At 70.1% G+C, this 22,898-nt stretch carries 33 protein-coding genes; 30 read left to right on the top strand and 3 right to left on the bottom strand.

The genetic code is table 11. From position 1 onward, the window contains the following. Positions 1-9: 9 nt before the first annotated feature. The 27 genes from AOK15_RS18805 to AOK15_RS18675 all read left to right on the top strand — a co-directional run bounded on the left by AOK15_RS18805 (position 10) and on the right by AOK15_RS18675 (position 20,243). On the top strand, positions 10-294 hold the full coding sequence (locus AOK15_RS18805; protein ID WP_055518285.1) for an HNH endonuclease: 285 nt from the start codon (positions 10-12) through the stop codon (positions 292-294). 2 nt (positions 295-296) lie between these two features. Beyond that, positions 297-485 carry a hypothetical protein gene (locus tag AOK15_RS18800; protein ID WP_055518283.1) on the top strand — a complete coding sequence of 63 codons (189 nt, stop codon included), beginning with the start codon at positions 297-299 and terminating at the stop codon, positions 483-485. Positions 486-491: 6 nt separating this feature from the next. Continuing rightward, entirely contained in the window at positions 492-929 is a 438-nt protein-coding gene (locus AOK15_RS18795; protein WP_055518281.1) for an AAA family ATPase, read from the top strand. A gap of 190 nt (positions 930-1,119) precedes the next feature. Continuing rightward, positions 1,120-1,395, top strand: a complete 276-nt coding sequence (locus tag AOK15_RS18790) for a hypothetical protein (RefSeq protein WP_079058566.1) — start codon at positions 1,120-1,122, stop codon at positions 1,393-1,395. Next, positions 1,388-2,902 (top strand): terminase, encoded by a 1,515-nt coding sequence (locus AOK15_RS18785; RefSeq protein WP_055518277.1) that lies wholly within the window; start codon positions 1,388-1,390, stop codon positions 2,900-2,902. The genes AOK15_RS18790 and AOK15_RS18785 overlap by 8 nt, the downstream gene beginning before the upstream one ends. Beyond that, the gene (locus AOK15_RS18780) at positions 2,899-3,099 is read left to right on the top strand and encodes a hypothetical protein (protein ID WP_157870297.1); all 201 of its coding nucleotides are present in this window, start codon (positions 2,899-2,901) and stop codon (positions 3,097-3,099) included. The genes AOK15_RS18785 and AOK15_RS18780 overlap by 4 nt, the downstream gene beginning before the upstream one ends. Continuing rightward, a complete protein-coding gene (locus AOK15_RS18775; protein ID WP_055518273.1) occupies positions 3,096-4,430 on the top strand; it encodes a phage portal protein in 1,335 nt (444 codons plus the stop codon). The genes AOK15_RS18780 and AOK15_RS18775 overlap by 4 nt, the downstream gene beginning before the upstream one ends. Beyond that, entirely contained in the window at positions 4,430-5,245 is an 816-nt protein-coding gene (locus tag AOK15_RS18770) for an HK97 family phage prohead protease (protein WP_055518271.1), read from the top strand. The genes AOK15_RS18775 and AOK15_RS18770 overlap by 1 nt, the downstream gene beginning before the upstream one ends. After that, complete coding sequence (locus tag AOK15_RS18765; RefSeq protein ID WP_055518268.1) at positions 5,242-6,699, top strand: phage major capsid protein; 1,458 nt, start codon at positions 5,242-5,244, stop codon at positions 6,697-6,699. Before AOK15_RS18770 ends, AOK15_RS18765 begins: the two co-directional genes overlap by 4 nt. 73 nt (positions 6,700-6,772) lie before the next feature. Further along, positions 6,773-7,060, top strand: coding sequence for a hypothetical protein (locus AOK15_RS46110; RefSeq protein WP_055518266.1), 288 nt, complete (start codon positions 6,773-6,775; stop codon positions 7,058-7,060). Beyond that, positions 7,057-7,479 carry a hypothetical protein gene (locus tag AOK15_RS18755; RefSeq protein WP_055518264.1) on the top strand — a complete coding sequence of 141 codons (423 nt, stop codon included), beginning with the start codon at positions 7,057-7,059 and terminating at the stop codon, positions 7,477-7,479. The genes AOK15_RS46110 and AOK15_RS18755 overlap by 4 nt, the downstream gene beginning before the upstream one ends. Before the next feature lie 10 nt (positions 7,480-7,489). After that, a complete protein-coding gene (locus tag AOK15_RS18750) occupies positions 7,490-8,047 on the top strand; it encodes a head-tail connector protein (protein WP_055518262.1) in 558 nt (185 codons plus the stop codon). Then, positions 8,047-8,514 carry a hypothetical protein gene (locus tag AOK15_RS18745; RefSeq protein WP_055518260.1) on the top strand — a complete coding sequence of 156 codons (468 nt, stop codon included), beginning with the start codon at positions 8,047-8,049 and terminating at the stop codon, positions 8,512-8,514. Before AOK15_RS18750 ends, AOK15_RS18745 begins: the two co-directional genes overlap by 1 nt. Positions 8,515-8,541: 27 nt before the next feature. Then, positions 8,542-8,748: a hypothetical protein gene (locus AOK15_RS18740; RefSeq protein ID WP_055518258.1), complete on the top strand. Its 207-nt coding sequence runs from the start codon at positions 8,542-8,544 to the stop codon at positions 8,746-8,748. Between the two features lie 3 nt (positions 8,749-8,751). Then, a complete protein-coding gene (locus tag AOK15_RS18735; RefSeq protein WP_055518256.1) occupies positions 8,752-9,738 on the top strand; it encodes a phage tail tube protein in 987 nt (328 codons plus the stop codon). Between the two features lie 7 nt (positions 9,739-9,745). Beyond that, positions 9,746-10,252, top strand: a complete 507-nt coding sequence (locus tag AOK15_RS18730) for a hypothetical protein (protein ID WP_055518254.1) — start codon at positions 9,746-9,748, stop codon at positions 10,250-10,252. Positions 10,253-10,261: 9 nt separating this feature from the next. Then, the gene (locus AOK15_RS18725) at positions 10,262-10,726 is read left to right on the top strand and encodes a hypothetical protein (protein ID WP_055518251.1); all 465 of its coding nucleotides are present in this window, start codon (positions 10,262-10,264) and stop codon (positions 10,724-10,726) included. A gap of 130 nt (positions 10,727-10,856) precedes the next feature. Beyond that, on the top strand, positions 10,857-14,240 hold the full coding sequence (locus tag AOK15_RS46105) for a phage tail family protein (protein ID WP_055518249.1): 3,384 nt from the start codon (positions 10,857-10,859) through the stop codon (positions 14,238-14,240). Between the two features lie 6 nt (positions 14,241-14,246). Beyond that, positions 14,247-16,718 carry a LamG-like jellyroll fold domain-containing protein gene (locus AOK15_RS18715; protein ID WP_055518247.1) on the top strand — a complete coding sequence of 824 codons (2,472 nt, stop codon included), beginning with the start codon at positions 14,247-14,249 and terminating at the stop codon, positions 16,716-16,718. 8 nt (positions 16,719-16,726) lie between these two features. Next, the gene (locus AOK15_RS18710; protein WP_055518245.1) at positions 16,727-17,170 is read left to right on the top strand and encodes a hypothetical protein; all 444 of its coding nucleotides are present in this window, start codon (positions 16,727-16,729) and stop codon (positions 17,168-17,170) included. Next, entirely contained in the window at positions 17,167-17,712 is a 546-nt protein-coding gene (locus AOK15_RS18705; protein ID WP_055518242.1) for a hypothetical protein, read from the top strand. Before AOK15_RS18710 ends, AOK15_RS18705 begins: the two co-directional genes overlap by 4 nt. A gap of 8 nt (positions 17,713-17,720) precedes the next feature. Next, positions 17,721-17,921, top strand: coding sequence for a hypothetical protein (locus AOK15_RS18700; RefSeq protein ID WP_157870296.1), 201 nt, complete (start codon positions 17,721-17,723; stop codon positions 17,919-17,921). 63 nt (positions 17,922-17,984) lie between these two features. Next, positions 17,985-18,491: a hypothetical protein gene (locus AOK15_RS18695; RefSeq protein ID WP_055518237.1), complete on the top strand. Its 507-nt coding sequence runs from the start codon at positions 17,985-17,987 to the stop codon at positions 18,489-18,491. Continuing rightward, positions 18,491-19,240 carry a LysM peptidoglycan-binding domain-containing protein gene (locus AOK15_RS18690; protein ID WP_079058561.1) on the top strand — a complete coding sequence of 250 codons (750 nt, stop codon included), beginning with the start codon at positions 18,491-18,493 and terminating at the stop codon, positions 19,238-19,240. Before AOK15_RS18695 ends, AOK15_RS18690 begins: the two co-directional genes overlap by 1 nt. A gap of 9 nt (positions 19,241-19,249) precedes the next feature. Further along, positions 19,250-19,477 carry a hypothetical protein gene (locus tag AOK15_RS18685; RefSeq protein ID WP_055518233.1) on the top strand — a complete coding sequence of 76 codons (228 nt, stop codon included), beginning with the start codon at positions 19,250-19,252 and terminating at the stop codon, positions 19,475-19,477. Next, on the top strand, positions 19,441-19,917 hold the full coding sequence (locus AOK15_RS18680) for a hypothetical protein (protein ID WP_240508494.1): 477 nt from the start codon (positions 19,441-19,443) through the stop codon (positions 19,915-19,917). The genes AOK15_RS18685 and AOK15_RS18680 overlap by 37 nt, the downstream gene beginning before the upstream one ends. After that, positions 19,914-20,243 carry a hypothetical protein gene (locus AOK15_RS18675; RefSeq protein ID WP_055518231.1) on the top strand — a complete coding sequence of 110 codons (330 nt, stop codon included), beginning with the start codon at positions 19,914-19,916 and terminating at the stop codon, positions 20,241-20,243. Before AOK15_RS18680 ends, AOK15_RS18675 begins: the two co-directional genes overlap by 4 nt. A 71-nt stretch (positions 20,244-20,314) precedes the next feature. Here the strand turns inward: AOK15_RS18675 and AOK15_RS18670 are convergent, their stop codons facing one another. The 3 genes from AOK15_RS18670 to AOK15_RS18660 are packed head-to-tail and all read right to left on the bottom strand — an operon-like array spanning position 20,315 to position 21,949. Further along, positions 20,315-21,166 (bottom strand): helix-turn-helix domain-containing protein, encoded by an 852-nt coding sequence (locus AOK15_RS18670; RefSeq protein WP_055518229.1) that lies wholly within the window; start codon positions 21,164-21,166, stop codon positions 20,315-20,317. Positions 21,167-21,189: 23 nt separating this feature from the next. Then, on the bottom strand, positions 21,190-21,717 hold the full coding sequence (locus AOK15_RS18665; RefSeq protein WP_055518228.1) for a DUF6879 family protein: 528 nt from the start codon (positions 21,715-21,717) through the stop codon (positions 21,190-21,192). Next, on the bottom strand, positions 21,689-21,949 hold the full coding sequence (locus tag AOK15_RS18660) for a hypothetical protein (protein ID WP_055518225.1): 261 nt from the start codon (positions 21,947-21,949) through the stop codon (positions 21,689-21,691). The genes AOK15_RS18665 and AOK15_RS18660 overlap by 29 nt, the downstream gene beginning before the upstream one ends. A 208-nt stretch (positions 21,950-22,157) precedes the next feature. Between AOK15_RS18660 and AOK15_RS18655 the strand changes: the two genes are divergently transcribed. The 3 genes from AOK15_RS18655 to AOK15_RS18645 are packed head-to-tail and all read left to right on the top strand — an operon-like array spanning position 22,158 to position 22,794. Beyond that, entirely contained in the window at positions 22,158-22,391 is a 234-nt protein-coding gene (locus AOK15_RS18655) for a hypothetical protein (protein ID WP_240508493.1), read from the top strand. Continuing rightward, complete coding sequence (locus tag AOK15_RS18650) at positions 22,388-22,609, top strand: hypothetical protein (RefSeq protein ID WP_055518223.1); 222 nt, start codon at positions 22,388-22,390, stop codon at positions 22,607-22,609. The genes AOK15_RS18655 and AOK15_RS18650 overlap by 4 nt, the downstream gene beginning before the upstream one ends. Beyond that, positions 22,606-22,794: a hypothetical protein gene (locus tag AOK15_RS18645; RefSeq protein WP_055518221.1), complete on the top strand. Its 189-nt coding sequence runs from the start codon at positions 22,606-22,608 to the stop codon at positions 22,792-22,794. The genes AOK15_RS18650 and AOK15_RS18645 overlap by 4 nt, the downstream gene beginning before the upstream one ends. Positions 22,795-22,898 lie beyond the last annotated feature (104 nt).

Genomic DNA, 22,898 nt, shown 5'->3' with positions numbered 1-22,898 from the left:
TGGGCGCCCGTGGCCGGCAACCCGCGCAACGGGCGCCCCTACCGACGGCTCGTCGACTGGCTCCGCGCCCAGCAGCTCCCCTGCTGGATCTGCGGTCACAACATCGGCTACCACCTCGACGCCCGGCACCCACTGTCCTTCACCCTCGACCACCTCGTGCCGCTCTCCCGAGGCGGCGACCTCCTCAACCGGGCCAACGCCCGCCCCGCACACCGGCGCTGCAACAGCAGCCGCGGCAACCGCACCAGCACGCCGCCGAAAGTGGCGCCGCAGCGAGCCTCCAGGAGATGGTGACCATGGCATCCGGTGAGACCACCGGCACGGTTATGTGCCCCGTCTGCGAGCAGCCAGTGACGTACCCCGTGCGCCTCTGCCACCGCACCAGGACCGAGGCAGCAGTCGCCTTCGACCTCGCCCCCGTCCGCGAGCACATCGCCAGCCACGAGGCTCGCTTCACCACGGAGCTGCCACCGACAGCGAGGTGACGCCGCGTGCTGTACGTCATCACCGGCCCGCCCGCCGCAGGCAAGTCCACCTGGATCGACGCACACGCCACAGCCCGTGACATCGTCATCGACCTCGACCGCATCACCCGCGCACTCACCGGCCCCGGTGCCCCCACCTGGAACCAGGACCCCGTACAGCTCCGCGTCGCACACCGCGCCCGGTACGCCGCCATGCACGAGGCCTTCGAGGTCCGCGACAAAGTCGATGTCTACCTGATCCACACCATGCCCACCGGCAAGGCACTCGCTCGCTACAAACGACTCGGCGCACGCATCGTCGTCGTCGACCCCGGCCGCGACATCGTCATGGCCCGCATCGACGCCATGCGCGACCCCGACATGCAGAGGGTCGCAACCCGCTGGTACCGGTCCCGCAGCAGCCGGTCACGCGAGGCTATGCCGCAGTCCTCACGGTCCTGGTGACCAGTGGCGATCCGCCCCATGGGAGGGGGCGGGTAGCTGACGGGGGATGAAGACCGGGCGACCCAAACGCCCTTCTCGCCCGATTTTTTGCGCGGCCCAAATCCTCTCCCTAATCCGGCGAAGCAAGCTTCAGCGAAATAGCGAGCGTCACCCTGCGTGACGTCACGCTGTGTCACGGCCGGGGGTGATCATGAGGGTCGCCGACAAGATCGCCGCCGAGCTTGACGATCTTCACGCTGAGGAGACGTCGCCCGGAATGGCGGCCGTCGCCCTCGCGCTGGCCAGGGCGATCGACTCCACCGACGTTCCCGCTTCACAGGCCAAGGCGGCACACGAACTCCGCTCGATCATGGCCGACCTGCGCAAGCTCGCGCCCGTCGAGGCGAAGGGGGACACGGTCGATGACATTGCTCAGCAGCGAGCGAAGCGCCGGGCCGCTGCCCGCGAGCAGGCAGCCGGTGGCTGACGGCCCCTACGGTTGGCAGGAGCCCCCGATCCAGACCGCGCCGCCCTCGGTGTCCAGCGCCGGCCAGGAGGCCATCGACCTGGCGGCCAGGGCCGGGCTGAAGCTGGACCCGTGGCAGCAGCACGTGCTGCGCGTCGGCATGGGTGAGGCGCCGGACGGCTCGTGGTCGGCGTTCGAGGTCGCGGTGAACGTGCCGCGGCAGAACGGCAAGGGCGGGATCATCGAGGCCCGCGAGCTGTGGGGCCTGTTCATCGGCGGCGAGCAGCTGATCCTCCACAGCGCCCACGAGTTCAAGACGGCGAAGAACGCGTTCAAGCGGATCGAGAAGCTGATCCGAGGATGCCCTGACCTGCACAAACGCGTGAAGGCGTACCGGTACACGGTCGGCGAGGAATCGATCGAGCTGCACTCCGGGCAGATCCTGCGATTCATCGCCCGCTCGAAGGGCTCGGGCCGCGGCTTCACGGGCGACTGCAACATCCTCGACGAGGACATGATCCTCGGCGACAACGAGATGGACGCGCTGCTGCCAACGATGGCGGCCGTGGAGAACCCGCAGATCTGGTACCTGGGTTCGGCCGGTATCGGGGCGCCCTCGGTGCAGCTGGCGCGGCTGCGGAAGCGGGCCCTGGCGGCGATCGAGGCCGGGGCGCCGGACCCGAGCTTGGCGTACTTCGAGTGGTCCTGTGACCTGCACGTGGACGAGTGCCCGAAGGACTGCACGCAGCACGACGACTCGGCCTCCGACGAGGCGGTCCTGAAGTCCAACCCGGCGGTCGGCTACCGGCTGACGCTGCAGAAGGTGGCGAACGAGCGCTCCACACTCGGCGCGGCCGGATACGCCCGCGAGCGGCTCGGCGTCGGCGAGTACCCGTCGGACACGGCAGACACGTGGACGGTCATCGGCGAGGACGCCTGGCGGGCCCTGGCGGCCGCGGAGTCGGCTCCGAGCGACCCGGTGGCGTTCGCCGTCGACATGACCCCCGAGCGGACCCATGTGGCGATCGCGGTGGCCGGTGAGTGGCGGGGTGGCACGCACGTTGAGGTGGTCGAGCACCGGCCGGGGACCGGCTGGTTCAAGGAGCGGGCGCGGGACCTGACGAAGAAGTGGGGGCCGCGCTGCTGGGTCATCGACCCGGGCAGTCCGGCCGGCGCCCTCATCGGCGATCTGACGGAGGCGCTGAAGGCCGATCCGGACGACGAGGACGAGGAGCCCCGTCTGCTGGCTCCGGTGGTGCAGACGAAGACGCGGGAGATCGCTCAGGCGACGGGCCAGTTCTACGACGCGGTCACCGAGCAGGCCCTGTCCCATCTCGATCAGGCGCCGCTCGCCGCGGCGCTGGCGGGCGCTCAGAAGCGGGCGCTGGGTGATTCGTGGGCGTGGGCGCGGCGGATCCCGTCGGTGGACATCAGCCCGCTGGTGGCGGCGACGCTCGCGAAGTGGGGGCTGTCCGTGGAGGTCGAAGAGGAGTCGGAGGGGTCGGAGCCGTGGGCGGTGTACGGGTGAAGCGCATACGGCTGTCGGCGCTGGCGTGGTCGCGGCTCGGCTACACGGTCGGCTGCCTGACGGCCTCGGTGGGCGTCGGGATGGAGTTCGGGCCTGGGTGGGGGCTGACGGTCGGCGGCGCCCTGGGGGCGGCCTCGTGCCTGCTGCTGATCGACGTCGAGGCGAAGGAGCCCCCGGAGGGCGGTGATGTCCTGTGAACCTGCTGCAGCGCGCGTTCCAGCGCTTCGACCTGTCCTCGGCGCTCGATGACGCGTCGTGGTCGACGGGCGGCAACACCTACTTCGGTCTCGGCCGGCCATCGGGCGGCGAGGAGCGGGCGTCCGCGTGGGACTTCGAGGCGGCGGTGCGCTTCGCGTACAAGCGCAACGGGCCCATCTTCGCGTTGATGCTGGTCAGGCAACTGGTGTTCTCCGAGGCGCGGTTCCAGTTCCGGCAGATCCGCAATGGCCGGCCCGGCGAACTGTTCGGCACGCAGGCCCTGTCGGTGCTGGAGACCCCCTGGGTGGGCGGTACGACGGGCAAGCTTCTGTCGCGGATGATCCAGGACGGCGACCTGAACGGGAACGGGTTCGTCACGAACTACAACCCCGGCCGGCTGAAGCGGATGCGGCCGGACTGGACGATCATCGTGACCGGTTCCGAGGAGGAGCCGCACCTGGCGGGTGACGCCATCGACGGCGACCTCGTCGGCTACGGCTACGCCCCACAAGGGAACTGGGACGATCCGGTGTTCCTGCTGCCCGAGCAGGTCGCGCACTTCGCCCCGATCCCCGATCCGGAGTTCCAGTTCCGCGGCATGTCGTGGCTGACGCCGGTGGTGCGGGAGATCACCGCCGACTCGGCGGCGACCACGCACAAGCTGAAATTCTTCGAGAGCGGTGCGACTCCGCAGCTCGTGGTGTCTTACGACGCGCAGGTGACCCCGGAGAAGTTCGCGAAACTCAAGGCCGTGATGGACGCCTCGCACGCCGGGGTCGACAACGCCTACAAGACGCTGTTCCTGGGCGGCGGCGCCGATGTGACGGTCGCGGGCAAGGATCTGCACCAGCTCGACTTCAAGGCCACCCAGGGCGCCGGGGAATCCCGGCTCGCGGCAGCGGCCGGGGTGCCGCCGTCGATCGTGGGGTTCTCCGAGGGCCTGGCCGGGTCGTCGCTGAACGCGGGCAACTACACGGCCGCCCGGCGCCGGTTCGCGGACGCCACGATGCGCCCGCTGTGGCGGGAGGCCGCAGGGGCCCTGTCCACCCTCGTCGACGTCCCCACCGGAGCGGAACTCTGGTACGACGAGCGGGACGTGGCGTTCCTGCGCGAGGACAGCAAGGACGCCGCCGACATCCAGGGCGTGAAGTCCCGCACGATTCGTCAGCTGATGGACGCCGGGTTCGAGCCCACCTCGGTCGTCGCCGCCGTCGAGGCCGACGACTTCGCCCTGCTGAAGCACACCGGGCTGTACTCCGTGCAGCTGCAGAAGCCCGGCACCGCCCCGCCCGGCACCAGCCCCGCCCCACAACCCACGGAGGAGCCGTGATGGACGCATTCATTCGCAGCTTCCCGCTGGAGGACATCCGTGTCCGCGCCGGCGGGGACGGCCGCACAGTCGAGGCCTACGCCGCAGTGTTCGACACCCCGACGGAGATCCACGACCAGGACGGCCACTACAACGAGGTCATCGACCGCCGCGCCTTCGAGCGCACCCTCAACCAGCTCGCCCCGGCCGGCTCCCGGTCGACGTGGCGGGTGGGGGTCTTCTACAACCACGGCCGCACCATTTGGGGCACCCCGTCCGAGCGCGGTTCCATGCCGATCGGGACGCCGGTCGAGGTGAAGGCCGACAGTCGGGGCCTGCTGACGGTGACCCGCTACAACCGGACCGAGCTGGCGGACGAGGTGCTGGAGAACATCCGCGAGGGTGCCATCACCGGCCAGTCCTTCACGGGCGGGTTCGTGCGCTCCGACCCCGGCCGGGCGCCGCGCGGTGGCTGGCGGGCGGACGCGAAGGGCAATCTGCGCACCGTGCGCCGCCAGGAGATCCGCCTGAAGGAGTACGGGCCGACCCCGTTCCCCGCCTACCCGGACGCCGCCGTCGTCGGCGTCCGCGCCGAGCAGGCCGCGCGCCTGCTCGCCGACCTTCCCACCGACGAGCGTGAACGACTCGTCGAGATGCTCCGGACCGGCACCCCGCTGGACCCGCCCGCCGAGGGCGATCCGGCAGGCCCGCCGGCCGATGGCGACCCCAACCCGGGCCCCGCCGCCGAGGACCCGCCCGCCGAAGGGCTCTCCGCTCGGCAGAAGATCGCGTGGACCAAGCTCCGCGCCGAGATCAAGGCCAGGAGGGCCCTGTGACCACCAAGAAGGCGAAGAAGTCCGCGAAGCTCAAGGAGGCTCTGGAGTCGATTCGCTCCGAGCTGCTGGAGCTGGAGGAGGTCGAGGAGCCGACCGAGGAGCAGGCCGCGCGGGCGACTGAGCTGCTCGGCGAGTTCGACACCGCGCAGGAGGCGTACAACGAGCAGGTCGAGCACGAGCGGCGCGTGGACGCCGTCCGTGCGGCGGCGCTCACCCCGGGCGGGCAGGAGCGCACCCCCGGCGACACCCCGGACTTCCTTCGGCACCGCGGCAACCCCTACGAGGACCTCGACCGGGTGCGCGGCGCGAACGTCCACGACCGCACCGCGGTTGCCGACCTGCGCACCCGCGCCCTGTACGCGGTGGAGCTGGCGGGCGAGCTGCTCAGCGAGGACCAGCAGGAGCGCGTGGAGAAGCTCGTCCGCGCGGACCGCCGGGGCCGGATGTCACAGCACCTGCTGCTGACCGGCTCCGACGACTACATGCGGGCGTTCGAGGCGCTCCTCGCCAACGGCGGCAACCCGGCCCTGCTGGAGGACGACGAGCAGGCCGCGTACAAGCTGGCCGAGGCGCACCGCCGGGCGATGACCCTGACGGACTCCGCGGGCGGCTTCCTGGTGCCGTTCACCCTCGACCCGACGATCATCCTGACGAACTCGGGTAGCGCGAACCCGTTCCGGCAGGTGTCCACGATCAAGACCGTCACGACCGACACGTGGAACGGCGTCAGCTCCGCTGGCGTGACGGCGGAGTGGCTCGCGGAGTCCAGCCAGGCCGCCGACGCCTCGCCGACGTTCGCGCAGCCGTCGATCACGCCGAAGAAGGCCGCGGCCTGGGTGCAGGGCTCCTTCGAGGTCCTCGCCGACTCCGGGTTCGGTACGGAGGTCGGGCCGCTCCTCGCGGACGCCAAGGACCGCCTGGAGGCGACCGCGTTCGCCACCGGCAACGGCACCACCCAGCCCAAGGGCGTCATCACCGCCGTGTCCGCCGTGGGCGGCTCGGTCGTCACGTCGGCGACCACCGACACCTACGCGGTCGCCGACGTGTACGCGGTCGAGCAGGCGCTGCCCCCGCGGCACCGGCTCACGGGTTCGCCGTCGTGGATGGCGAACAAGGCGATCATCAACAAGACCCGGCAGTTCGACACCTCCGGCGGTTCCAGCTTCTGGGCCAACCTCGGCATGGGCCAGCCCGAGCAGCTGCTCGGCGCGCCGATCTACGAGGCCTCCGCGATGGACGGCGTCATCAACGCCGGCGCGGAGAACTACGCCCTGCTGCTCGGCGACTTCCGCAACTTCTACATCGTCGACCGGGTCGGCATGACGATGGTGTACGAGCCGCTGGTCAAGGGCGCCAACGGGCGGCCGACCGGCGAGGCGGGCTGGTTCGCGTACTGGCGGGTCGGCTCGGACGTCGTCAACGCCGACGCCTTCCGGCTCCTGAACATCACCTGATCCCCGTCCACCCCGTTCGGGCGCGGCCTGCGTGCAGTGGGCCGCGCCTGTCCCGTTCCAGGAGCTGCGAACGATGTATCGAGCGAAGGACACGTTCTGGGTGCCGGGCAACCGGCGCATCGTCAAGGGCGATCTCGTCGCCCCGGACGACCCCGCCGTCGAGGGCCGCGAAGACCTCTTCGAGGAGGTCGTCATCCCGCAGGCCGTGGCGCGTGAGGCGGCGAAGCCGGCCGCGAAGAAGACCGCGGCGAAGAAGACCACCGCCGCCAAGCCCCCCGCGTCCTCCGGCGACAGCAAGAAGGACGACCCGGCCGACGACGACCCGCAGGAGAGGAAGTCCGATGGGGGTGGCCAGGAGTGAAGCGCACCGTCTACAACCACGTCCGCGCCAGGGCCACCCTGGCGATCGCCCTGCGCACGGCGGCCGCCAACGGCACGGCCGTCGACCGGAAGCTGTCCGGGGCGTCCGGCACCAACGAGTGGTACGGCTCGGCGATGCTCGTCGTCCACACCGGCACGATCACCGACGGCACCCACGCCATCACCCTCGAAGTCAGCGACGACAACTCCAACTGGTCGGCGGCCGCGGCCGCTGATCTGCAGGGCTCGCTGCCGTCGATCGGCTCGTCCAACGACGACACCCTGTACGAGGTCGGCTACACCGGCACCGCCCGCTACCTGCGCGCGGTCACCACCCCGTCCGGCACGACGACCGGCGGTGTGTACGGGGCGACGATCCTGCTCGGGTTCCCCACCGTCCTGCCCGTCTCCCGCACGTGAGGGGGTAGCGGTGGCGCTGCTGACACTGGCCGAGGCCAAGGCCCAGCTGGACATCGACGGCTCCTCGCACGACACCGAGCTGCAGGCCTACGTCGACGGCGTCACCGCCGCCATCGAGGCGCACGTGGGGCCGGTGGAGAACCGGTCGGTGACCGAGTCCCACACGGCCAGCGGTGTGCGGCAGCTGGTGCTGCTGCAGACCCCGGCCGTGTCGCTGACGAGCGTCGTCCCGGTCCTCACGAACGGCACCACCTACCAGGTCGCGGCCCTAGACCTGGACGGGGCGACCGGTGTGGTGCAGCGGCTGGACGGCGGACGGCTGTACGGGCCGCTGCGCATCACCTACGTAGCGGGCCGGGGCTCGGTGCCGGCCACCATCAACCTGGCGGCCCGCATCATGGTCCAGCACCTGTGGCGCACCCAGTACGGCTCGTCCCGCGCCGGGGCGGGCATCGGCGGCGGCGAGGACTTCTCCGTCACCGAACCCGTCGCCGGGTGGGGCTACGCGATCCCGAACCGGGTCCTGCAACTGCTGGAGCCGTACAAGCTGCCCCCGGCGGTGCTGTGATGGCGACCTCTCGTGTTCCGGCCGCCATCACCGAGCTGCTGGCCATCCTGCGCGCGGCTCCCGCCCTGAACGGGGTGCGGGTCGTGGACGGCCCGGAGCCGACGAACCTGAGCGACCGGCAGTTCGTCTTCGTCGGCTGGCAGCCCGGCGCGGACGCCGCGGTGCAGCTGGTGCAGGACTTCAACTCCGCGGGTGCCCGGACCCGTGACGAGAACTTCACCATCGCCTGCTACGCCGAATCCCGCGGCGGCGACAAGGACATGGCGCTGCGCAGGACGCGCGTCTTCGAGCTGGTGGCCGCCGTCGAGGACGCGCTGCGGGCGACGAACGCAGCGCCGACGGCGCCGACCCTGAACGGTGCGGTGCTGTGGTCGCACCTGACGACCGGCAGCCTGCAGCAGGTGCAGAGCAACGACGGCGCGGTCGCCGGCCTCGCCTTCAGCGTCTCGTGCCGGGCCCGCATCTGACCCACCCCCTACCCGAGGAGTCCTGTCATGGCGCGTGTGCGCTACCTGGGGCCCGAGCAGGTCACCGTGCCCGAGCTGGGCCGGACCGTCGAGCCCGACGAGATCGTCGAGGTTCCCGACGCCAGGTTCGAGGGCTACGCGTGCCAGCCCTCGAACTGGGAGGTCGTCGAGGAGCCCGGCGCCGCGAAGAAGAAGACCAGCGCGGCGAAGGCGCCGCAGAACCAGGAGGGCTGATCCATGGCGATCGGATCCGGTCTCGGCGCCCAGCTCGGTCTGGCGCCCGAGGTCACCTACGGCACCTTCGTGGCGCCCAGCAAGTTCGTCGAGTTCACCAAGTTCGGCGTGCAGCTGAAGAAGACCACCGCCCAGTCCGCCGGGGTGGCCGCGGGCCGCCTGCTGCCGCTGTCGGCTCGGCGGGTGGTGACCCAGCGCGAGGCTCAGGGTGCGGTGGAGATGGAGGTCACGAACAAGGCCATGGGCCTGTGGCTGAACACCCTGATGGGCGGCGGCGGTACGCCCACCCAGCAGGGCGCTACGGCCGCCTACCTGCAGACCCACACGCTGGCCGACGTCGCGGGCAAGTTCCTCACGCTGCAGGCTGGTATCCCGCTGACCACGGGCACGGTCACCGACAAGTCGTTCGTCGGCTGCAAGATCATCAGCGCGGAGTTCTCGTGCGAGGTCGGCGGCATGCTGATGGCGACGTTCGAGATTGACGCGAAGAACGTCGACGAGACCCAGACCCTGGCGGCCGCCACCTACCCGTCCATGTCGCCGTTCCATTTCGGGCAGATGGCGCTGAAGACGGGCACGTTCGGGGCGGAGGCCGCGCGGGACGGCATCCGCAAGGTGTCCGTGAAGTTCGAGCGGCCGCAGGACGTGGGCCGCTTCTACGCCGGCCAGGCCGGGCTGAAGAAGGAACCGATCTCCAACGATCAGGTGAAGATCACCGGCAGCGTGGAGATGGACTACGTCGACACCACCCTCGACGACCTCTTCACCAGCGACGCGGCCACCAGCCTCGTGTGGGAGTTCATCGGCCCCAACATCGCCCTGACCCACGACGAGACCTTCCGGATCAAGCTCCCGGCGATCCGCTTCGACGACGCCCCGCCCACCGTCGAGGGCTTCGAGGTCATCAAGCCGACCCTGTCCTTCACGGGCCTGTACGACGGCACCAACCAGCCGTCCATCGAGTACATGTCCACCGACACCGCCCTGTGAGCTGACCGTGGCGCAGCAGGTCCGGATCCTCCACACCGGCAGCCTGCTGGAGCTGTCACGGCGCCTGCGCGCTGCCGGTGGCGAGAACATCCGCCAGTCCATGCACCGCCGGATCCGGCGCGCGGCCGAGCCCCTCAAGGACGATCTGCAGGCCACCATGCGCGGCCTGAACATCCGACCGCCCGGACGGTCGACCCGGCCCGGTGGCCCGTCGCCCACGACCCGCCCACTGCGGGCGACGATCGCCGACGCGATCCGGATCAGCGTCCGCACCGGCGCCAGCCCCGGCGCGACGGTGTGGGTCGACAAGGGCCGTCTGCCGCCCGACCTGAAGAACATGCCGAAGGTGCTGAACGACGGCCGCGTCCGGCACCCCGTCTTCGGCAACCGGCGCCGCTGGGTGAACCAGTGGGCGCAGCCGCCCTGGTGGGACACGACCGTCCGCCGGCACACCCCCCGCATCGAACGTGAAGTCGCCCGTGTCCTCGACGACGTCCGGCGCCGCCTCGAATAGGAGCAACCGTTGATCATCAAGTACACGCCCGCCGACGGCGAGCCGCAGACGTTCGACGCCGGCAGGCTGCGCGCCTCCGAGATCCAGATCGTGGAGCGCACCGCCGACCGCCGGTGGGCGGAGCTGAAGGACGCGATGGGCGAAGGCGACGTCAACGCCATGCGCGTTGCTGCGTGGGTCGTCATGAAGCGCACCCAGCCGTCCCTGAGGTTCGCCGAGTTCGACCCGTGGGAGGACGAGATCCGCGCCCTCCTCGACGAGCGGGAGACCAGCGCGTTCGCCGAGAAGCTCTACGCCAAGTACGGCAGCGACCCGGCGGAGCTGGCCGAGGCGTTCGACGAGCTGCGGGACGCGGCCGCCGACCGTGAGGCGTGCGAGCAGGCCATCGCCGACGTGACGGCCCCAAAAGACCCGGCGCCCGCCGAGCCGGAGCAGCAGAGCGAGACGACGACAGCTTCACTCACCGAGTCCTGAGCTACCTGCCGCTATTCGCATTCCACTACGGCTTCACCCCCCGGGACGTCGACGACCTCACCGAGGCGCAGTTCGACCTGTACGCCCGCTGGCTCGATGACCACCAGGCCCGACTGCAGGGAGGTGAGTGATGGCCGAGCGGATGCGGTTCGTCCTCGACGGCGACGACCGACTGAGCCCCGTCCTGAACCGGGCGGGCGACAGCGCGACCCGTCTGCACCGGCGCCTGGACGACTCCACCCGCGCCAGCTCCGCCTCGATGCGGGTGTTCACCAGGGACGCGGGCGGACAGCTGCGCGACCTGGAAGGGCGGTTCGTGTCGGTCGCGCACGCGGCCCGCCTGATCCAGGACTCCAGCGGACGCTGGCGGGACCTCAACGGCCGGTTCGTGTCCTCGGCGACCGCGGCCCGCCGCATGGCGGCCGTGACCACCGGCCTGCCGCCCGCGCTGCGCGCGGCGGGCAACGCCGCCGGCGACACGGCCAACCGGATGCGTCGGCTGAACGACGACACCGACGCCGCGGGCCGCACCCTCACCCGCGTCACGAACACGGTCAACGGCCGACTGCGCGACAGCCAGGGCCGGTTCCTGTCCGCAGGCGGCGCGGCCTCCAGCCTGGGGGATGCGGCCGAGGGCGCGGGCGGCAAGCTCAGTGGGGCGGGCGGCGTCATGGGGGCCGTGGCCGCGGTCGCCGGTCTGTCGCTGCTGCCCGCCCTGGGTGCGCTGATGCCGATGCTCGCCGGGGCCGGGCTCGCCGCCGGCACCATGAAGCTGGGTTTCGCCGGCATCGGCGACGCCCTGGAGGCGGCGAGCAAGGGCAAGAAGGAATACCGCGAGGCCCTGAAGAAGCTGTCGCCCGAGGCGCGCTCCTTCACCAAGGAACTCGTCGGGCTGAAGAAGGAGTTCGCCGGCGTCGGCAAGGACGTCCAGAAGGCGATGCTGCCGGGATTCACCAAGGCGGTGGAGTCGGCCGGGCCCGTGGTGAAGATCCTCGGCCGGGGCATGACCGAACTCGGCGGCGCCTTCGGCAAGGCGGCCGAGGGCGCGGGCCGCCTGTTCAAGGACTCCGGGTTCCAGAAGGACCTGCAGGCGAACCTCACCATGGGGCGCCAGTTCATCGGCGACATGATGTCCGGGCTCGGCGGGCTCGGCCGATCCTTCCTCGACTTCGGCGCCGCGTCGAAGCCCACCCTGACCGCACTGTCGGGCGGCATCCGCGACGTCCTCGGTCAGGGACTGCCCGGCATGTTCGACGGGCTGAAGGTCGGCATCGAGGGCAGCAGCAAGTTCCTCAACGGCCTCTTCAACATGATCAACAGTCTGCTGCCCGCGATCGGCCGGTTCTCGGGTGAAGTGGCCCGCTCCCTCGGCCCGCTGATGGGAGAGATGTTCACCTCCCTCGGCGTGCGCGGCGCCGGAGCGCTGGACACCCTGGGCCAGGTCGTGAAGGGACTGACCCCGGTCTTCAAGGACCTGGGGTTCGGACTGAAGGCCACGACCCAGCTCATCGGCATCATCGGCCCCACGGTCAAGGACACCGCGTCCGCGATCGTGGGCAGCCTGCTGCCCAGCTTCTCCGAGGTCGACAAGGCACAGGGCCCCCTGCAGCGGCTGTCCGGGTGGATCCAGGACAACAGGGGCTCCATCCAGGAGTTCGCCCGGCAGGGAGCGAACGCGTTCCTCACCCTGGTCCAGGCCGGGGTGACGCACTTCCCCACCCTGATCAGGATCTTCCGCCTCGTCACCGGTGGCATGGTCACTGCGCTCGGCGGTGTCCTGCACGCCGCGGCCTCGGCGTTCGGCTGGATCCCCGGCATCGGCGACAAACTGAAGTCGGCCGACAAGGCGTTCGGCAGCTTCAAGGACTCCTACCTCAGCGGCCTGAAGGCGGCCGAGGACAAGGCCCGCGGGTTCGCCGCCTCGGTGAGCCCGAAGCTCGCGGCGGGGAAGCTGAAGCTCAACATCTCCAACTGGCAGTCTCAGATCGAGACGGCCAAGGCGAAGATGAAGAGTCTGCCGCCGAGCAAGCAGGCCAAGCTGCAGGCGAAGATCGACGACCTCACCAACAAGATCGCATCCGCCAAGGCACAGCTGGCCAGCATCGACGGCCGGACCGCCACGACGTATGTGACCACGTACTTCCAGTACAAGGGCAAGAAGATCGCCGCGTTCTCCGCCGGGCGCATGGCTTCCGGCGGGCCGGTCGGATTCCCCGGCGGGGGCCCTGTTCACGGTCCGGGCACGGCCACCTCGGACAGCATCCCGACGATGCTCTCCGACGGCGAGTACGTCATCAACGCCCGCTCCACATCGAAGTACCGGGCGCTGATCGAGGCCATCAACCAGGACCGCCTCGGCACCGGCAAGGGCATGAGCGGCGCCGGTTCCGCCGTCGCCGCCGGCCTCGCCGGGGGTATGACGTCCGGGCTGTCCATGGTCAAGGCGGCCGCCCGGCGCACGGCGGCCGCGGCCATCGCTGGCATGCGCGAGGAACTCCAGATCGCCTCGCCGTCGAAGCGCACGACGGCGCTCGCCAAGGACATGGGCGCTGGTCTGATCAAGGGTCTGACCGGATCCCGCGACAAGATCAAGGCGACGGCGAAGGATCTCGCGGCCGACATCTGGAAGGCCTTCGACGGGTCGAAGGACAACCGTCTCGTCGGCATGGTCAACCGGCAGACCAAGCGCCTGCTGTCCCTGGCCAGCCAGCGGGACAAGCTCGCCGAGAAGATCAAGGCGGCCAAGGACTACGCGTCCAACGTCACCTCCAGCGCGCGGCAGCAGGCCGGGCTGTCCAGCCTCGGCATGGAGGAAGGCGAGGTCACCGCTGGCGGTATCAAGGGCGGACTGCGCTCGAAGGTGGAGCAGATCCGGAAGTTCACCGGCTACGTCAAGGAGTTGGCGAAGCGCGGCCTGAACAAGTCGCTGCTGCGGCAGATCCTCGACATGGGCCCCGAGCAGGGCTACGCCTACGCCTCTGCCCTCGCCGGTGCGGACAGGGCCACGTACAACGAGATCAACTCCCTGCAGAAGCGGATCGACACCGACACCCGGTCCCTCGGCCGGACCGGCGCCGACCGCCTCTACGACAGCGGGAAGAACGCGGGCAAGGGGTTCCTGCGGGGGCTGGAGTCCCAGCAGGACGCGATCGAGAAGCTCATGGTCAAGATCGCGAAGGGGATGGAGCGGGCCCTGAAGCGGGCGCTCGGCATCAAGTCGCCGTCCACCGTGATGGCCCGGCTCGGCGCGTACTCCACCGAGGGCCTGGCCCAAGGGCTCGGCGACGGCATGCCGCTGCTGGACCGGGCGCTCGCCGAGGTCTCCGAACGCGTCGCTGGGACACAGCCCGTCATCGGCCGCCCCGCCGTGACCACCGGCGGCGGACAGCCAGTGCACGTCCAGATCGACGTGCACGGGTCGATCGATCCGGTCGCGACCGCCCGCGCGATCCGGAAGGCGCTGCTGGAACTGAAGCGGGTGCACGGCGTGAGCATCGATCTGGGAGTGGGGTGAGAGCGGATGCCGCTGCTCGTGGAGATGGGTTGGGGCGGCATGGTGCAGTCACCCGAGACGATCGCGTGGACGGACATCACCACCCGCGTCGACGTCGTCCAAGGGGTGACCATCACCCGCGGTGCCAGCGACGAGCTGAGCGACACCCAGCCCGGCACCGCCACCCTCGCCCTCGACAACCGCGACGGGGCACTCACCCCGGGCAACGCCGCCTCGCCGTACTACCCGAACGTCAGGAAGCTCGCCCCGATCCGGATCAGCGTGGCCGTCATGCCCACGCTGTCCGGGTCGGCCCCGTACCCGATGGCGATGCTCGGCGACGACTTCGACGACGGCCGCGTCGACACCACGCTATGGGTGGCGAACACCGGCGGGGCCGGGACGGAGACGGACGAGGGCCGCCTCCGCATCACCGTCGCGCCGGGCGTGGACACGAACTTCACCAGCGCCCGGCAGTGGACGCTGGCGGGCAGCAAGCTCACCGCGAAGCTGGCCGCCGTGCCCGCGCTCAACGGGTCCTCGAACTGCGCGGCCTCGATGTGGGTCACCTCGACCACGTCGGGCACGCGGCTCGGCTGGCGGTACGACGCTTCCACCGGTGTCATCTCCGCGCAGTCGCAGACGGGGTTCGCGGACGGCGCCGCCGTGAACCTGACGTACAGCGCGGTCGACCACCCGTGGCTGCGGGTGCGGGAGTCCGGCGGCACCGTCACGTGGGAGACCTCGTCGGACGGGTTCATCTGGACGTCCCGCCGCACCCTCGCCACCCCGGCCTGGGTCACCTCGCAGACCCACGCGGTCGACTTCCCCACCACCCGCACCGGCGGCACGGCCGGCTACATCGAGTGGGACCTGGTCGGCGCCGAGATCCGGCCGAGGTTCTGGGGCGTCGTCAACGAGTGGCCCGTGCGCTGGAAGGGCCTCGGGTCGAAGGTGGTCATCAGCTGCACCGACCTGTTCAAACGGCTCGGCACCGCGCCCGCGCTGCGGTCGATGCTGGCCGAGGAGATCCTCCACCAGGACGTCGCCGGGATCACCGACGTCGTCTCCGCGTACTACCCGCTGAGCGAGTCCGCGGACTCCTCCTCGGCGGGTGACATCTCCGGTGGCGGCTGTGGCTCCCTCGCCCTCACCCAGCTCGGCAGTGGCGGCACGCTGGAGTTCGGCGGCGACGGTCTCACCGAGACCGGGGAGAGCGCGCCCACGTTCACCCCGTCCTCGGCGTCCGTGGGCAAATACCTGACGGGCGACCTCGGGGTGGTGTTCGAGTCGAACTCCAACGCCTACACCTCGCAGACCATCGAGTGCTGGTTCCGGACCACGACCGCGAGCCGGGCGATCTTCGGGCTGTACGAGACGAACCTGGACCACCAGATAGTCATCGCCATCAACGCGTCCGGTCAGCTCACGGTGGAGGCCACGGACACCGGCGGCCCACTGGTGGTGAACACCGCACCAGGTGTCACCGTCACCGATGGTGAATGGCACCACGTCGCGCACGTCATCGGCCTCAACGACCGTTTCTACATTGACGGCTCACCCAGCACCTTCACTCTGGCCGTGCCCGACATGTCGGGGCTGCGCTTCCTGCACGTGGGGGGATACCGCGGGGGCCGCCTGTTCGCCGGCGAGATCGCCCACCTGGCCATCACGCACTCCACCTCCTCGGTCATCGACACCATCGCCCCCCTGCACTGGGAGGCGGGCACGACCGGGTTCGCGGGCGAGGACGCCGACGCCCGGATCGAGCGGCTCGCCCGGTACGGCGGCGTGAACTCGGTGACCGTGTGGGGCAGCGCCTTCGACCCAGTCGCCTCCCAAGGGGCCGCCGGGTCCAACGCCCTGACGCGGATGCGGGAGGTGGAGGCCACCGAGTCCGCCCGGCTGTTCGCCGAGCGCGACTGGTTCGGGATCGCTTTCCAGTCCCGCGACGTGCGCTACAACCCCTCGCCCTCCAGCGAGGTGTTCACGATCGACTACGCCGACCTGGACACCGACGAGGTCGAGGCGTCCGACGACGACCAGAAGATGGTCAACATCGTCGAGGCGTCGAGGCCTGGCGGGGCGACGCAGCGCGTCACCTCTGCGGTCTCGGTCCTCACCTACGGGGAGAAGCCGAAGTCTCTGTCCATCCTGAAGACGACCGACGGCAGTGTCCTCGACGCGGCGAACTGGCTGGTGTCCCGGTACGCCGACCCGCCTGTCGAGCTGCGTGAGATCCCGATCGAGGCGCACACGATGTCCAACTACTTGGACATCCTCGACGCCGACATCTCCAGCTACTTCTCCGTCACCAGCCTTCCGTCGCAGGCGCCGGCCTCGTCGATGCGGGTGACCGTCGAGGGCTACACCGAGACGATCAAGCACAACGCCCACCGCATCGAGTTCCACACCAGCAAGGCGTCGACGGACAGCATCTGGGTGCTGGACGACGCGGTGTACTCCGTTCTCGGGTCCACGACCCGCCTCGCCTACTAGGAGGTCACGTGGCCCTCGCCATTCCCGTCGTCCGGGCGGAGACGTTCTACACGCCTTCGCACCCGCAGCGCCCGGACGCCTGGGCGCTGGTCGCCCCGGCCGAGCGGGTGTTCCGCTGGTACGAGGACCGCGTCCAGCGCCGCGTCCGCCCGCCCGACGGATTCGTGATCGGGCAGCGCGCGTTCGCCCGGATCAACCACAACCGGTGGGTCGCCGACTGCCCGTGCGGCTCGGCGCAGGTCGTCACCCCGGCCGACCCCCGCATCGCGTGCACGGAGTGCGGGCTCGGCTGGATCGTCCTCGTCTTCCCCGAGGACGTGGCCGCCGTCGAGGCGAGCGTCGCCGACGAGCTGCCGCACCTGCGGAACTGGTGGCACCCAGACGACCCCGTCTCGTGGGGGATCCCGCCGTCTGACGCTGTTGACCCGCTCGCCGAGGAGGTCAGCCCGTGACGTTCGCCCCGCGCACCTGGGTGGTCGGCGAGGTCGTCACCGCCGCCCTGCTCAACCAGGAGATCCGCGACCAGTTCAACACCTTCTTCGGCGCGTGGACCGACTACAGCGGCACGTTCGTGTGGGGCGCCGAGGTCGGCAGCCAGCCCGCGATCGGCAACGGCACGATCGTCGCCCGCTACCTGAAGGTGGGCCGCACGGTCGACTACCTGCACCGCATCACCATGGGCAGCACCACCACCTACGGCGACGGCGGCGGCACCCCGTCGGCGGCGAACTACTACTTCAGCCTGCCGGTCGCGCCGTCCTCGACGTGGTCCGGGCACCGCTCGCAGACCGTCGTCTGGCGCGACGACTCCGCGTCCCTCAACCAGATCGGCGTCGGAGTCGTCAGCACGGTCAACCACGCCAACGGATCGCTGCGGCAGATCTCCACGCCGGGCACCGCGTCCGCCCCGTTCTGGGACTCGGTGGCACCGTTCGCGTCCCTCGCGGCGAGCGATGTCTTCTACCACCAGGGCCGCTACGAGGCGGCCGCGTAAGGAGTGCAGTGGACCTACCGTTCATAGAGGTGCAGGCCCGGAACACCGACGGCAGCCGAGCCACCGTGAGCTTCCAGTTCGCGGGCGGTGACCTGCCCGTCTCCGAGGCCGACATCGTCGCAGCGGTGAGCGAGCGGCTGTCGGCGGTGCCCGGCGTCACCGGGGTCACGGCCACCCGGCACCACGTCGTGCAGACCATCCTCCTCTGACCTCACCGCCCGTCCGCGCCCCGAGCCACCAGGCCGGGGCCTTCGTCATTCCTGGAGGTCTGTGTGGCTGGTGTCCGAGTCGTCTCCCTGAAGGCGGCCGTCCCGCAGTCGATCCCCGCCGACGGCCAGTACCACCTGCTGAAGTTCCCGTTCGACGTCGAGTCCTACGACCCGTGGAACATGCACAGCCCGCTGCAGCCCGACGCCTACTCGTTCCCGGCCACGAGCTGGGCGACGCAGCCCCGCTCGGGTCTGGTGTGGCCGTGCTGGCAGGACGGCGTCCGCGGCTGGGGCACCGTCCACGGCCTCGTCTACTGGGAGGCCGGCGACTACACCGAGGTCCGCTCCCGCATCGTCCGCGACCCGCTGGACATTGCCAGCGGCTACGACTCCACGTGCACCGAGGACCACGTCGCCAACCCGGGCGGGCAGTTCCGCGCCAAGAACTGGGGTCTGTTCATCGACCCGCAGGTACCGCTCGGCCTGATGGTCCGACACAACGCGTCCGACGCGGTCGACGTGACCCTCGCCGAGTTCAAGCTCGTCATCCACCCCGTAGAGGAACCCTGATGGCTACACCTATGTCTGCCGCGCAGTTCGCCGCGGTGCTGAAAGCCGAGGGCGTGACGGTCGTCGAGGTCGACGACTGGGAGCACCACAACCGCAACCACAAGGGACCGTGGGGCCCGGTCCACGGCGTGATGATCCACCACACCGTGACCAAGGGCAGCGCCCGCACCGTCGCGATCTGCCGCGACGGTTACACCTCGCTGCCCGGCCCGCTCTGCCACGGCGTCATCACCAAGGACGGCCGCGTCCACCTCGTCGGCTACGGCCGCGCGAACCACGCCGGTAGCGGCGACGGTGACGTGCTCCAGGCCGTCATCGCCGAGCGTGCTCTGCCCGCCGACAACGAGGCGGACACCGACGGCAACCGCCACTTCTACGGCTTCGAGTGCGAGAACCTCGGCGACGGCCTCGACCCGTGGCCCGAGCGCCAGCTCGAAGCGATCGAGCAGGTGTCGGCGGCGATCTGCCGCCACCACGGTTGGAAGGAGGAGAGCGTCATCGGGCACCTGGAGTGGCAGCCCGGAAAGGTCGACCCGCGCGGCTTCACCATGGCGTCGATGCGCGCCCGCATCCACGACCGCCTCGCCCCGACCACCACCTACACCGTGCGCGCCGGCGACACCCTGTGGTCGATCGCCGCGAGCAAGCTCGGCGACGGCAACCGGTGGCGCGAGATCGCCGACCTCAACTCCCTGAAGGACCCCGACGCGATCACGCCGGGCCAGACCCTCAAGCTCCCCAAGAAGTGAGGCAGCACCATGGCATCGCCCTCCGCCCCCATCGAGAAGAAGGTCAAGGCCGGTAGCGCGGTCGCCTACCTGGTCAGCCTGGCCGGCCTGGCGATCCTCGGCGCGGTCACCGACGACCCGTCGCTCATCAGCAGCATGCCGGACGCGCTGGAGCCGTTCGTCCTCGCGCTCGTTCCGGCCGCCGCGGCATGGATCGCCGGGTGGGCGGCACCGCACACGCCGCGCTCGGACGTCTGATGCGGGCGGCGGTCCGGCGGTTGGGCAAACAGCTGGGCCGCCGCGGACGCGTCCTTCTCATCCTCGGTGTCGGGAAGATCTGTTACGGCGCCGGGTTCATCGTCGAGCCGCCTCCACCTCGAGGGCTGGAACTGCTGACGATGATGTGCGGCCTCGCGTCCTGGGCCTGGCTGTGGATCGTGTGCGGCACCGTCACCGCGGCGAGCGCGTTCCTCCGCGTCGGCCGGGACCGGTGGGGCTTCGTCGCAGCGCTCGTCCCGCCCACCGTGTGGGCCACCGCCTACGCCGTCAGCTTCCTCGCCGGGGAGTACTCGCGCGGGATCTTCCCCTTCATCTGGTACGCCACCTCACACGTGGCATTCATCGTGTGGGCCTCGCGTGTCCCGGAGGAGGCACCTGTACTGACTGCTCGCCGGGGGGCTGAGAGGAGACCCGGGTGAGCACGCTCGTCGGTGTCGCTGGAGCCATAGCCGCCGTCCTCGCCGCCATCGTGGCCGGCTGGTTCTCCGTTCGCGGGTCTCGGGCGGCCGCCCGGATCTCGGCCGCGCCCACTGCGAAGCAGGTCGACCTGTCGGTTCTTCAGGCGTCGGTGGACCGGCTGGAGAAGGAGTGCGGCGAACTGCGGCAGGAGTACACGAAGACCCGCAGCATCCTGTGGTCACTCAGTCGGTGGGCCCTGTCTTTGCGGGACCAGGTCATCAGCAGCGGCCGTACTCCGCAGGCGCCACCCCGAGATGTGGAGGACTTCTACCGAACCGGAGTGTGACCCGCTCGACGACAGCGCCCCCTGCACGGTCCATCACGGGCCGTGCAGGGGGCGCTTCGTCATGCCCGGGGTCAGTGCAGCGCCTCGATGGCCTTCAGGATCAGAGCGCGCGCCTCGGCCCCGTAGACGGCCATGCCGCGCAGTTGCTCGAACGCCTTCAGGTACTGCGCGATCTCGGTGGGCTGTGTGATCTGGACACGGGCCGCCAGCAGTTCCACCGAGACAAGCGCGTCGTCGTACATGTGGAAGGTTTCCTGTGGCCACAGAGGGCGGTCCGGTGTCGCACTAGGAATGATGCCCAACGAGACCGCCGGCAGGGCGCCCGCCGTGAGCAGGTAGCCGAGCTGCGCAGCCATCGCGTCGCTGTCGCCCAACTGGTAGTAGAGCACCGGCTCCTCAATGACCATGGCGAACCGGTGCCCAGGTTCGTGGATGATGCGGGAGCGTTCGAGTCGGGCGGCAACGGCTTCCGCTACATCGTTGGGGATGTCACGGAACCTGGTGATCGAGGACATCAGTCCCAGCGCGTAGCCCTCGGTCTGGAGCAGGCCGGGGACCAGGGTGGGCGAGTAGATCCGGAACAGCTTCGTCGACTTGTACAGCGGCACGTAGCTGTTCTGCAGTTGCTTGAGGCCGGTCCGGACCTTGCGCCGCCAGTCCATGTACATCGACTCGGCGGTGCGGGACTGGGCGATGATGTCGGCCGCCTGATCGGCTGCCCCGCACGCCTCGCACCATCTGCGGATGTCGTCGGCCGAGGGCGGCGTGCGCGCTCCTTCGATCCGATACGTCTTCGGGTGGCTCCAGCCGCAGCGCAAGGCCAGCTCAGGCCCGGTGATCCCAGCGTCGGCGCGGAGTTCCTTCAGCCGCCCGGCGACTGCTTCGCGGGCGGCCTGGGCCGATGAGGAGGGGGAGATGGGCATGAGCTGGCCTGGTCACCTTCGCGCTAGCTGATCTCGTAGTTCTCGTGCGGGACGGCACGTGCCCACACTGCCTCGAAAGCCTCGGCGCACAGCTTCACTGCGGCCGGATGCTCGCTGATCTCGCCGCCTCCGGAAGCGCCTTCACCGGTGAAATGGTTCCATCGGATCAGGCGGTCGTCGATCAGCCAGAAGTCGTTGCCGGGCAAGGCGAGATCGGATGCCTTCCGCCGGGGCAGCCACCTCACCTGCTCGCCCGCGGCGACGTTGGTGAACGTGCCGTCGTACAGGAACCGGGTGTACTCGCTGACCGGTTCGGAGACGATGCGGGCTCGGCGCACTACGACCCCGCGGGCGACGGTCTCCGAGATGAGATCGAGCCACGGCCGCCACCAAGAGGAGCGGTCGGCCGGGTCGTGGCGGAAGCCGGCCCGCCATTCGGCAAACGGACCCTTCTCGTAGTCGACGGCGTAGGAGTCACGCATCTCCAGGTGGACGGCGGAGCGTTGCGCCGCTCCGAGCAGTTCATCGAATGTCGGCACGCTCGACGGCATCGCACGCCTCCCTGATCATCGGCACCATCCTGGCGGGGATACGGATCACTGCCTCGTGGTCCGGGATTCCCTTGGCGTGGCCGGGAACCTCGAACGCGGCGCACTCTGCTTCGAGTTCGGGGCCGGGCTTCCACCCTTGGAGTACGAGCTCCCGCTTCTCCTGGTCGACCCACACGGTGGGGCTTTCACCGTCTCCGGTGTTGGGGTCGATTCCGATGAACTGTAGGTGCACGGCCGCCTCCGTCGCGTGTTGTGTTCAGGGATGTACACCACCGTGCTGTGACGGTGACTACTGGTCAAGGGCGCCTGCACGCGCGTGTACATCGGTGCACATTGCTGGAGACCTCACACACGACACTCCTAGCGTCGGCAGATACGAAAAGACCCCGGCGAGGTGTCAGCCTCCCGGGGCGCGGCCAACGCTGCTGAGGAGCGCCGACATGGCAATTCCTACCACCCACCTGACAGAGGCGACAGAGACGCCCGCCGAGCCAGCCCCACCGCCGGTCACCCCTAGGTCGCACGGCTACTGCTCGTGGCACGAGGGGTACGCGTGGGGCGTCCGTCCGGTCCGCGAGTGGGACGAGGGCTCCGGGCCCGCCCAGCGCGGCCTGTTCGCCTGTCCGCCCTGTCGGCTCGCGCTGGACCTGGTGCCGCTCGGGGACCAGGTATGAGCGCCCGCATCGAGTTGCCGCCCGTCGAGCAGCTCTCCTCTGGACAGTTCCGCGGCCTCAACTGCGTCTGGTGCGGGGTGAAGCTCACGACCGGAGCGGTCAGCGCCGGAATCGCCCGCGGCCGGTCCGGCGCCCACATCCTCGACACCGAAGTGTGGTCCTGCCCCAACTGCGTGAGCGTCCCCGTACCCGACCGCGAGCCAGGAGACCACCAGTGACCGCGCGCACCACACGGCCTGCCGGACTCATCCCCGCCCGCGACATCCCGCCCGGACCGCGCGGACTCGCCGGCTACTGCTGGGTCCAGGACCCGAAGACCGGCGTGCACTGCTGCGAGCCGGTCGGACACGAGTCGAAGTCGCGGCAGCACGTAAACCCCTACGCGAAACAGCGCTGGACGTAGACCCCCGCCCGTCCCTGCACCCCGTGAGCTCATCGAGGGCGGGCGGGGGTCTACGTCCAGCGCTGTTTCGCGTAGGGGTTTCTTCGAGTCCTGGCCCCGGCAGT

The sequence above is a fragment of the Streptomyces ossamyceticus genome (assembly GCF_001418475.1).
Lineage (GTDB): Bacteria > Actinomycetota > Actinomycetes > Streptomycetales > Streptomycetaceae > Streptomyces > Streptomyces ossamyceticus.
Note: the sequence above shows the minus strand (reverse complement) of the source record. Positions and strands in the feature narration are given on the sequence as shown.

Excerpts from the sequence above, each read along its gene's own strand:
- AOK15_RS18650 (WP_055518223.1), top strand. The coding sequence starts at position 22,388 with ATGAGCGCCCGCATCGAGTTGCCGCCCGTCGAGCAGCTCTCCTCTGGA.
- AOK15_RS18735 (WP_055518256.1), top strand. The coding sequence starts at position 8,752 with ATGGCGATCGGATCCGGTCTCGGCGCCCAGCTCGGTCTGGCGCCCGAG.
- AOK15_RS46110 (WP_055518266.1), top strand. The coding sequence starts at position 6,773 with ATGTATCGAGCGAAGGACACGTTCTGGGTGCCGGGCAACCGGCGCATC.
- AOK15_RS18800 (WP_055518283.1), top strand. The coding sequence starts at position 297 with ATGGCATCCGGTGAGACCACCGGCACGGTTATGTGCCCCGTCTGCGAG.
- AOK15_RS18685 (WP_055518233.1), top strand. The coding sequence starts at position 19,250 with ATGGCATCGCCCTCCGCCCCCATCGAGAAGAAGGTCAAGGCCGGTAGC.
- AOK15_RS18690 (WP_079058561.1), top strand. The coding sequence starts at position 18,491 with ATGGCTACACCTATGTCTGCCGCGCAGTTCGCCGCGGTGCTGAAAGCC.
- AOK15_RS18770 (WP_055518271.1), top strand. The coding sequence starts at position 4,430 with ATGGACGCATTCATTCGCAGCTTCCCGCTGGAGGACATCCGTGTCCGC.
- AOK15_RS18665 (WP_055518228.1), bottom strand. The coding sequence starts at position 21,717 with ATGCCGTCGAGCGTGCCGACATTCGATGAACTGCTCGGAGCGGCGCAA.
- AOK15_RS18790 (WP_079058566.1), top strand. The coding sequence starts at position 1,120 with ATGAGGGTCGCCGACAAGATCGCCGCCGAGCTTGACGATCTTCACGCT.
- AOK15_RS18740 (WP_055518258.1), top strand. The coding sequence starts at position 8,542 with ATGGCGCGTGTGCGCTACCTGGGGCCCGAGCAGGTCACCGTGCCCGAG.
- AOK15_RS18670 (WP_055518229.1), bottom strand. The coding sequence starts at position 21,166 with ATGCCCATCTCCCCCTCCTCATCGGCCCAGGCCGCCCGCGAAGCAGTC.
- AOK15_RS18715 (WP_055518247.1), top strand. The coding sequence starts at position 14,247 with ATGCCGCTGCTCGTGGAGATGGGTTGGGGCGGCATGGTGCAGTCACCC.
- AOK15_RS18745 (WP_055518260.1), top strand. The coding sequence starts at position 8,047 with ATGGCGACCTCTCGTGTTCCGGCCGCCATCACCGAGCTGCTGGCCATC.
- AOK15_RS46105 (WP_055518249.1), top strand. The coding sequence starts at position 10,857 with ATGGCCGAGCGGATGCGGTTCGTCCTCGACGGCGACGACCGACTGAGC.
- AOK15_RS18655 (WP_240508493.1), top strand. The coding sequence starts at position 22,158 with ATGGCAATTCCTACCACCCACCTGACAGAGGCGACAGAGACGCCCGCC.